Raw genomic sequence first — 9,648 nt, forward strand, 5'->3', positions numbered from 1 at the left:
CGGCCGTTGATCAGACGGACTTCATTCTGGCCACTTGAGGTCCTGGTCAGTACTGTCGCAAGGAGCGTGGACAGCGGAGGGGAGGGCAATGGATGCCCTCCCTTTCTCCTTCCATTCAATTGCCCATTGGCTATCGGGGTGCCAGCAGCGTACTGGAACTCATCAAAGCAGGTTGGAACCGAACTGCGAAATCAAAGAAACAATGGAAAAAGGAAACCCGGCCTTGAACATTTCAGCCATCTGCGTCTTGAGCAGTCTATTGGTTTCGGTCGCGGCTTTTGCTAGTGGGGTTACTCCACTCTTCGACCTGGATTTCACCAGATCAGCCACGGAAACACTGAAAAAACTGGACATCAACGACGCTTGTATCATCGCCGTCTCAAGTCCTGCTGCGTTTACCTTCTGCCGAGACGGATCGTCAACGCTCTGGAAGTATCAGGCGTTGGATCTAGAGCAACAGGCGGCGACCCAGATTGGTCAAAAGCGCTCTTCGGCGGATGATCAGCGAATTACCGTTGAAGAAATCGATAGCGCTGCCTGCGAGGAGGATCACCTTGCGCTATTGGTTAATCCGGCTATTACGCGTGGACTTGTCCTTGGCCTGATCAGCCTGTTTCTGGTGCTAGGCATCCGACACACTTACCGGGCAATCCTGTATTGCCGTTATGACCACACCAGGTTTTCGAAGTCCGGTTGGCAGCGATTGAGTGAATCCCGGTTACCGCACAATTCAACGGTTATGGCATTGGCCGCGTGGGGTTTAGCTGCAACTATGGCGTTTGCTTACTTTGGATTTTGGGCATGACCACAGATGACGATTAAGTAACTTGATTCACGCCCTGATTGATTCAATTGATCCTGCGTTGCGGCCTGCTTGAAGTGGTGGCCGGATGATCGCGGGATACGCAGTTGAAGCTGGCTCTGGATGAGAGTCGCTCGCTATTGTGCATGTTATGGGATGTATAACAACTAGCGGATCCAATAAGCCGTTGTCGAAGTGCATGTAGTCAAGCAGGCCAGTTGTGGTGGGGCATAGAGTGAAAGTTGGCCCATTACTGTCGCTTCAGGCGCACTTGCGCTACGCACCGTTTGTCGGTGGTTTGCTCAAGAAGTGAACATTGGATCGTCTGTGGCCTCTGATTCCTAAGCACGTCAGTCATGACCTGCCCCTGCAATCGCAAAAAAGAAGTGGAAGTCGAGTCTCAAATGCAGTGAATGCACATGGGGATTTTTTATCTGAAACTCATGGAGGTGATAAACCAGCCGGTCATTGACTTGCCAGGCGAGTCAATGAGGTTAACAGTGCCGAGTCCATGATTTGGCTTATCTTTTAGAAGTAAGGTCGTACAGGATTTTTAATAATTAAAGATTCTGTCAAGTGGTCGATCCGTACTCTCGAATAAGGTGGAGAAAATACCGTGGCGATAAATACCATTATGAGTCTGCTGGAAAATAAAGAATTTCTGGAGTTTTTGCGTCTGGGCGTTATTTACGTTCATTTGGTGGCGTGTTGTGTGGCCATCGGTTTGGTGTTGACCAGTGATGTCGCTATGGTTAGAAACCTGTTAAGGCGAAAAGTATTCGTTGAGCATGATAATGCTCACATGGAAAGTCTTCAAAGATCTGTCATCGTTGCACTGATAGCCCTGTGGGTAACGGGCGTCGCTGTCGTTGGTATCGATTACCTTGATAAAGGTGTCGAATACTTCATGAATCCAAAGCTTCAAGCCAAAGTCATTATTGTCGCGTTGCTGAGTTACAACGGCGTCCTGTTGCATCGAGTGGTACTACCAGCGCTGCAAAAGGCAGGCTCCTTGCTCAATCTCGGGTTCAGTGCACGGATGCTGGCGTTGGCCTGCGGCTCGTTATCGGCAGTGTCCTGGATGTATGCCGCCATGCTGGGTGTCGGACGTCCTTTGGCCTGGAAGTATTCCCTCTCCGAACTGTTGATGGCTTATCCGGTACTGATTGCGCTCGGGTTCCTGACAATGCTGGTGTTGACCCAGCGAGCGAAACAACAGGACGACTACGTTGCGCCTGCGCGGACAGTAGCAGGCGCCTGTTAAGCCGGTTCTGCGCGTAAACCTTGCGGGCTTATCCAGAGTCCGAAAGGTAGCGACCTTCCTGGAGCAGGTTTCAACCCGGACCTGCACCGGAAGGTCGTTTTAGTTTTGAGTGGTAGCTGCTCACTTCGATCATTAAGTTGTCAGTTACGGTCATTGAGCGACAGCGTCGTGACTCTTAGTCTGTCGAACATGACTGATGGGGGCCGTAGAGCTCCTGCACTTTCCGTGATCGCTCGATGTGGAGTTTCCGATGACCGCCGCTCAATACCCGAACTTGTTGGCTCCGCTGGACCTGGGGTTCACCACGCTGCGCAATCGCACCCTGATGGGGTCGATGCACACTGGCCTTGAAGAGAAACCGGGTGGCTTCGAGCGCATGGCGGCGTACTTTGCCGAGCGTGCCCGTGGCGGTGTCGGCCTGATGGTCACCGGCGGTATCGGCCCGAACGACGAGGGTGGCGTGTATTCCGGTGCGGCCAAGCTGACGACCGAAGAAGAGGCGCTCAAGCACCGAATTGTCACCCGTGCCGTGCATGATGCGGGCGGCAAGATCTGCATGCAGATCCTCCATGCCGGTCGTTATGCCTACAGCCCGAAACAGGTTGCGCCCAGTGCGATCCAGGCGCCAATCAATCCGTTCAAGCCTAAAGAACTGGACGAGGAAGGCATCGAGAAGCAGATCAGCGATTTCGTCACCTGCTCGGTACTGGCACAAACCGCCGAGTACGATGGCGTGGAAATCATGGGCTCCGAAGGTTATTTCATTAACCAGTTCCTCGCCGCCCACACCAACCACCGCACCGACCGCTGGGGCGGCAGCTACGAAAACCGTATGCGCCTGCCGGTGGAGATCGTGCGTCGCGTGCGTGAAGCGGTGGGTCCGAACTTCATCATCATTTTCCGTCTGTCGATGCTCGACCTGGTCGAGGGCGGCAGTACCTGGGAAGAGATCGTGCAACTGGCCAAGGCTATCGAGCAGGCCGGTGCGACCATCATCAACACCGGCATCGGCTGGCACGAAGCGCGGATTCCGACCATCGCCACCAAAGTGCCGCGCGCGGCCTTCAGCAAGGTCACCGCCAAGCTGCGTGGTTCGGTCAATATTCCACTGATCACCACAAACCGCATCAACACCCCGGAAGTGGCCGAGCAGATCCTGGCCGAAGGCGATGCCGACATGGTGTCCATGGCGCGGCCGTTCCTCGCCGACCCGGATTTCGTCAACAAGGCCGCTGAAGGTCGCGCCGATGAAATCAACACCTGCATCGGTTGCAACCAGGCCTGCCTCGATCACACCTTCGGCGGCAAGCTGACCAGTTGCCTGGTCAACCCGCGTGCCTGCCACGAAACCGAGCTCAACTATCTGCCGGTGCAGCAACTGAAGAAAATCGCCGTGGTCGGTGCCGGCCCGGCCGGTTTGTCTGCCGCGACCGTGGCCGCCGAACGTGGTCATCAGGTAACGCTGTTCGATTCGGCCAGCGAAATCGGCGGTCAGTTCAATATCGCCAAGCGCGTTCCGGGCAAGGAAGAGTTCTTTGAGACCATTCGCTATTTCAACCGCAAGTTGCAGACCACCAACGTCGAGGTGTGCCTGAACACCCGAGTCGACGTGGCCAAACTGGTCGAAGGCGGCTACGACGAGATCATTCTGGCCACCGGTATTGCGCCGCGCGTGCCGGCCATTGCGGGGGTGGAAAATGCCAAGGTGCTGAGCTACCTGGACGTGATCCTAGGGCGTAAACCGGTCGGCAAGCGCGTCGCGGTGATTGGTGCCGGCGGTATCGGTTTCGACGTCTCCGAGTTCCTTGTGCATGAAGGCGTCGCCACCAGTCAGGATCGCGCCGCGTTCTGGAAGGAATGGGGCATCGATACGCACCTTGAAGCGCGCGGCGGTGTCGCGGGTATCAAGGCCGCGCCCCATGCCCCGGCCCGCGAGGTGTTCCTGCTGCAACGCAAGACGTCCAAGGTCGGCGACGGTCTGGGCAAGACCACCGGCTGGATTCATCGTACCGGTCTGAAGAACAAGCAGGTGCAGATGCTCAACAGCGTTGAATACCTGAAGATCGACGACGAAGGCCTGCACATCCGCATCGGCGACACCGGCGAGCCGCAGGTGCTGCCAGTGGACAACATCGTGATTTGCGCCGGGCAGGACCCGCTGCGTGAATTGCATGAAGGCCTGGAGGCGGCAGGGCAGAGCGTGCACCTGATCGGCGGTGCGGATGTTGCGGCAGAACTGGATGCCAAGCGGGCGATCAATCAGGGTTCGCGGTTGGCGGCGCAGTTGTAACAGGCAGGTCAAGCTTGCCAATGGCCATCGCGAGCAAGCTCGCTCCCACAGGGTCTGAGTTGTTCATGCATTTTGTGAGCAGCGCGAAACTACTGTGGGAGCGGGCTTGCCCGCGAAGGCGCCCTCAAGGCTGTTAAGATGCCTGTTCCCTACTCGGATCCGGCGTCAATGCTTCTCCCTCCACCCACCTGGCTACCCAAGGCTCCACTCGAACGCTTTGATCTCGACTGGCTCACCACCGCCGGCATCGAAGTGGCGATCCTGCGCCTGGACCAGATCGACCCGCTGATCAGCGGCAACAAATGGTTCAAGCTCATCGAACACCTGAAAGCTGCCGAACGCTTGGGTGCCGAAGGCATCATCAGTCTCGGTGGCGCGCACTCCAATCACCTCCACGCGTTGGCGGCGGCGGGCAAGCGTTTCGGCTTTTCCACCGTCGGCCTGTTGCGCGGGCATCCTCAGGAAACCCCGACGGTCAAAGACTTGCAGGCATTCGGCATGCAGTTGCACTGGCTGGGTTACGCAGGCTATCGAGCGAGGCATGAAGCGGGCTTCTGGCAACCATGGCAAACCCGCTATCCGACGTTGCATCCGGTGCCGGAAGGGGGCGGTGGTTTGCCTGGCGCCCTGGGTTGCACGCAGCTGCGGGACAGTGTTTGCGCGCAATTGGAGGGCTTGGGCTGGAGCGACTACGACGGCTGGTGGCTGGCCTGCGGGACTGGCACGACACTGGCCGGCCTGGTGCTGGGCGAGGCGGGGGATCATCCGGCGTACGGTGCCCTGGCGGTGCCTGACGATCATGGGGTGGCGCAGCAGGTCGAGAGGATCGTGCAGGAAGCGGGTGTGGTCGATGCGGCGTATGAGCTGTTCGAGGCCAGTCGCGGCGGGTTTGCCAAGGTTGATCCGCTGCTGCTCGACTTTATCGAACAGACGGAGCAGGCGGGAAATATTCCACTGGAGCCGCTGTACACCGGTAAGGCACTCATGGCCCTCAAACAACAAATCGCGGTGGGCAAGTTCGCCCGTGGCACGCGGCTGATCTTCGTCCACACGGGCGGCTTGCAGGGGCGGCGGGGATTTGATTCACAAGCCTGAAGCCCACATTGGAATTCATTGGTCTGGGGAGTCGCGGTTCACGCGCTTGGGCATCATCCGCAGCAAGGTGTTATCTCCCACCACATAATGGTGATACAGCGCGGCCACGGCATGCAGGCCGATCAGCCAGTAGCCGATAGTGCCGCCCAGCTCGTGCCAGCCCTGGAGTTGTTTGGCCAGGTCTTTGTTTTCCGCTACCAGCATCGGCAGGTCGACACCATAGAACATCACCTGATTGCCCTTGGCGCTGGTGACCAGCCAGCCGAGAATCGGCGTGACGATCATGAAAATGTACAGCGCCCAGTGCATCAGCCTGGCCAGCGTCGTTTGCCAGTGCGGCGAGGCCGGGAAGATCTGCGGCGCCGGGCCGAAGCTGCGGGCGAACAATCGCAGCCAGACCAGAACGAATACGGTCAGGCCGAGCATGAAGTGTGATTCGACGATCAGCGTGCGCCCGCCACTGCCCTTGGGAAAGAGCCCGCGAAACTCGATACAGGCGTAAACCAGCACCAGCAGGACCAGCATCAACCAATGCAGCGCGATCGATACGGTGCTGTAGCGCGATTCGGAGTTTTTCCACGGCATACAGTGTTCCTCAGAGGTCCGGTTTAAAGCCACCGTTCTTGTCCGACGGTGTGCTCTAACTGTAATCCTGTTTCACCGGGTTTGCCTGAGGCGATTGGCCGCTGGATGCTCTGGTTCGGGTAGTAGACAGAAAAAACTGTAGGAGCGAGCTTGCTCGCGATGGTCTCAAGAATGCCGCGGTTACCCAGTGGGTATGCGTCATCGTTGGCGACCATCGCGAGCAAGCTCGCTCCTACAGGGGGGGAGTTGCGTTTTTTAGCTCGACTGCGGCATTTCACCGTTGGCCAGTCGCTTGTTGATGTCGGCGATCACTTCCGGCAGATCAGTGATGGTGTCGATCATGTAGTGCGGGCGCGAACCTTCGAACATTGCGTGGATGCGCTTGCGCTCGCTGTCCAGTTGGTCGCAGCCCAAGGCGCGATAACCTTCGTAGTCCAGGCCCAGGGCATTGCCCGAGCAGATCAGCGCCACGGTCCACATGCCGGCGCGGCGACCCTCGAGAATGCCCGGCACCGTGTCATCGATCTTCACGCACGCGGCGACATCGTCGATGCCCAGGGCGATGACGTTGGCCAGTGCCTGGGCGGGCCATGGGCGGCCATTCGGGACTTCGTCGGTGGCGACCACGTGATCGGCGACGTAGCCGTTGGTGGCAGCCAGTTCGACTACTTTGTCCATGACCTGTTTCGGGTAGCCGGAGCAGGAGCCGATCTTGATCCCTTGCTGGCGCAGGTTGGCGATGGTCTCCAGCGCCCCCGGAATCAGCGCCGAGTGCTCGGCGATTTTTTCGATCTGCAGCGGCATGAAGCGTTGGTAAATCGCCGTGACGTCATCGTCGGTCGGCGTGCGGCCGAACACGGCGCGATAGCGTTCGGCAACTTGCGGCTGATCGCACAGGGTGCGGATGTGGTCCCACTTGCCCATGCCCATCGGGCCACGGGCCTCTTCGATGGACACCTGGACGTCGAACTCGGCGAAGGCCTCGACGAAAATCTGCGTCGGGGCAAAGGAGCCGAAGTCGACCACGGTGCCGGCCCAGTCGAGGATGGCGGCTTGCAGTTTGGTTGGGTTGGTGTAGTTCATGGTAATAAAGTCCTGTGGCAACTGGCTAATAGGGGAGCTGCTTTTGGTGGGAGCGGCGGTGCGACGATTCGACTTGCTCGCGAAGGCGGTGTATCAGTCGACATAAATGTTGAATGCCAGACCCTCTTCGCGAGCAAGCCCGCTCCCACAAGGGGGATACGGTGTGGGTTAGATCTCTAACACTTCCATCTCGCGCAACACTTCAGCAATCGCCGCCACCGCTTCGCGCATTTCGGCTGGTTGGACATGGCCGATGCAGCCGACGCGGAAGGTTTCGACCTGGGTCAGTTTGCCGGGGTAGAGGATGTAACCCTTGGCCTTGACCCGCTCGTAGAACTCCTTGAACTGGTAGCGCGGATCTTTTGGGGCGTGGAAGGTGGCGATGATTGGTGCCTGGATAGCCGCCGGCAGGAAGCTGCGCAGCCCCAGTTTGCCCATCTCTTCCATCAATGCCTGGCAGTTGGCGGCGTAGCGTTCGTGCCGAGCGGGCAAGCCACCTTCTTCGTTGTATTGCAGCAGGGCTTCGTGCAGCGCGGCGACCACATGGGTCGGCGGGGTGAAGCGCCATTGGCCGGTCTTGGCCATGTAGGCGTGCTGGTCGCAAAGGTCCATCGCCAGTGAGTGCGAGTTACCGGCGGCGCTGGCCAGGGACTCTTTGCGAGCGAAGACAAAGCCCATGCCCGGTACGCCCTCCAGGCATTTGCCCGAGGCGGCGATCAGTGCGTCGAAGGGCACCTGTTGCGCGTCCACCGGCAGCGCGCCGAAGGAGCTCATTGCGTCGATGATCAGGCGCTTGCCGTGTTGCGCAACAACCTGGGCAATCTCTGGCAGCGGATTGAGGATGCCGGTGCTGGTTTCGCAGTGAATCAGGGCGACGTGGGTGATGCCGTGATCGGCACGCAGCAGGCGGTCGACGTCGGCGGCGGTGGTCGGTTCGTCTTCTGCGGTTTCGAAAGTGCTGAAGGAGCGACCGAGCACTTCGCAGATTTTCGCCAGGCGTTTGCCGTAGGCGCCGTTGATCAATACCAGAATCTTGCCGTCCCGAGGCACCAGCGTGCCGATCGCCGCCTCGACCGCGAAGGTGCCACTGCCTTGCAGGGGCACGCAGTGGTGGGTGGCGGCGCCGTTGATGATGGCCAGCAGTTGCTCGCAGAGGCTGGCGGTCAGTTGATTGAAGCGGTCATCCCATGAACCCCAGTCGATCATCATCGCCTGACGGGTGCGGGGCGACGTGGTCAACGGGCCGGGGGTGAGCAGGATGGGTTCGGCAGTACTCATTCTCGTGTCCTCGCAATCGATGGGATGAAGCGTTGGTGCCTAAATTGCAATTTGCCGTGTTATCAATCAAATTGTTTATTGTTATGCCAGCCATCAGTGAGGGTTATTCATGAATCTGTTCCAGCTCCGCGCCTTCGATGCCGTGGCCCGGGAAGGCAGTTTTACCCGGGCGGCGGCGCGGCTGTTCATCAGCCAGCCGGCGGTTACCGGGCACATCAAGGCCCTGGAGGAGCACTACCAGATCACTCTGCTGCGTCGCACCGCCCGACGCGTGGAACTGACGGAGGAGGGCACCAAACTGGCGGCAATCACCCGGGCGATGTTCGGCCTGGCCGAAGAGGCGCAGGTGATGCTCGAAGCCAACCGGCAATTGCTGACCGGGCGCCTGGAGGTGGCAGCGGATGGTCCGCACATGGTCATGCCGATGCTCGCCAGCCTGCGCGCTCGCTATCCCGGGATCACGGTGAACCTGCGGTTGGGCAATGCCCAGGAAACCCTGGCGGCGTTGTTGTCCGAACATGCCGATGTGGCGGTGCTGACCGAAGTCGAGCCGCGCAAGGGGCTGCATCTGCAGGCGCTGAACGAGTCACGGATTTGCGCGCTGGTGCCCGATGGGCATCCTTGGGCGCAGAAAACCAAAGGCGTGCAGCTCAAGGAACTGGATCAGGTGATCATGGTGCTGCGCGAACCGAGTTCGATTACCCGGCGCACGTTCGATGAGGCTTGCGCCCTGGCCAGGGTCAATCCACGGGTGTTGCTGGAACTGGACAGCCGCGAAGCGGTGACCGAGGCGGTGGCCGCCGAACTGGGGGTGGGGGTGGTGTCGTCGGTGGAGGTGAGCCATGACCCACGGGTGGCAGCGGTACCGATCATTGGCGAGGGGTTGGTGAATCGGCACATGATCGGCTGCATGGAGCGGCGGCGGGATTTACGATTGATTCAAGCGTTTTTTGGGTTGGCGCCCGTCAGGTAGACCGAGGCGCGGCCTTCGCGAGCAAGCCCGCTCCCACAGGGTTTTGTGTGCACCTCAGATCTACTGTGGGAGCGGGCTTGCTCGCGAAGGGGCCGAACCTGCCTATACAAGGCTCTCACGCACCATCTCAAGAAAAGTCGCCACCACCCGCCGCGAACTCTGCTCACGCAAGCACACCAGGGTTTCAGTCAGCCTGCGTTTGCAATCGGTAATCGGCAACGCACACACCCGCGAATCCGCACCAAACTCGGCAGCCGACACCACGCCCACCCCAATCC

General features: G+C 59.2%; 8 protein-coding genes and 1 pseudogene. 5 read left to right on the forward strand and 4 right to left on the reverse strand.

The window, feature by feature from the left end:
- Window positions 1–88 precede the first annotated feature (88 nt).
- The 4 genes from KGB28_RS30445 to KGB28_RS30460 all read left to right on the forward strand — a co-directional run bounded on the left by KGB28_RS30445 (window position 89) and on the right by KGB28_RS30460 (window position 5,451).
- Complete coding sequence (locus tag KGB28_RS30445; RefSeq protein ID WP_223449133.1) at window positions 89–805, forward strand: hypothetical protein; 717 nt, start codon at window positions 89–91, stop codon at window positions 803–805.
- Between the two features lie 613 nt (window positions 806–1,418).
- Complete coding sequence (locus KGB28_RS30450; RefSeq protein ID WP_223449134.1) at window positions 1,419–2,066, forward strand: hypothetical protein; 648 nt, start codon at window positions 1,419–1,421, stop codon at window positions 2,064–2,066.
- A gap of 250 nt (window positions 2,067–2,316) precedes the next feature.
- Window positions 2,317–4,356, forward strand: a complete 2,040-nt coding sequence (locus KGB28_RS30455; protein WP_223449135.1) for an NADPH-dependent 2,4-dienoyl-CoA reductase — start codon at window positions 2,317–2,319, stop codon at window positions 4,354–4,356.
- Window positions 4,357–4,524: 168 nt separating this feature from the next.
- The gene (locus KGB28_RS30460; RefSeq protein WP_223449136.1) at window positions 4,525–5,451 is read left to right on the forward strand and encodes a 1-aminocyclopropane-1-carboxylate deaminase/D-cysteine desulfhydrase; all 927 of its coding nucleotides are present in this window, start codon (window positions 4,525–4,527) and stop codon (window positions 5,449–5,451) included.
- A 15-nt stretch (window positions 5,452–5,466) separates the two neighbouring features.
- Here KGB28_RS30460 and KGB28_RS30465 read toward each other — a convergent pair whose 3' ends face one another.
- The 3 genes from KGB28_RS30465 to KGB28_RS30475 all read right to left on the reverse strand — a co-directional run bounded on the left by KGB28_RS30465 (window position 5,467) and on the right by KGB28_RS30475 (window position 8,397).
- The gene (locus KGB28_RS30465) at window positions 5,467–6,036 is read right to left on the reverse strand and encodes a cytochrome b (protein WP_223449137.1); all 570 of its coding nucleotides are present in this window, start codon (window positions 6,034–6,036) and stop codon (window positions 5,467–5,469) included.
- Between the two features lie 255 nt (window positions 6,037–6,291).
- Window positions 6,292–7,119, reverse strand: coding sequence for a phosphonoacetaldehyde hydrolase (gene phnX, locus KGB28_RS30470; protein WP_223449138.1), 828 nt, complete (start codon window positions 7,117–7,119; stop codon window positions 6,292–6,294).
- A 168-nt stretch (window positions 7,120–7,287) separates the two neighbouring features.
- Entirely contained in the window at window positions 7,288–8,397 is a 1,110-nt protein-coding gene (locus tag KGB28_RS30475; RefSeq protein ID WP_223449139.1) for a 2-aminoethylphosphonate--pyruvate transaminase, read from the reverse strand.
- A 109-nt stretch (window positions 8,398–8,506) separates the two neighbouring features.
- Here KGB28_RS30475 and KGB28_RS30480 point away from each other — a divergent pair, with 109 nt between their 5' ends.
- A complete protein-coding gene (locus tag KGB28_RS30480; RefSeq protein WP_223449140.1) occupies window positions 8,507–9,370 on the forward strand; it encodes a LysR substrate-binding domain-containing protein in 864 nt (287 codons plus the stop codon).
- Window positions 9,371–9,472: 102 nt separating this feature from the next.
- On the opposite strand, the pseudogene KGB28_RS30485 reads toward KGB28_RS30480, so the two are convergent.
- Window positions 9,473–9,648, reverse strand: a pseudogene (locus KGB28_RS30485) (LysR family transcriptional regulator); the annotation flags it as partial.

Source organism: Pseudomonas sp. BF-R-19, assembly GCF_019956445.1.
Lineage (GTDB): Bacteria > Pseudomonadota > Gammaproteobacteria > Pseudomonadales > Pseudomonadaceae > Aquipseudomonas > Aquipseudomonas fluorescens_BH.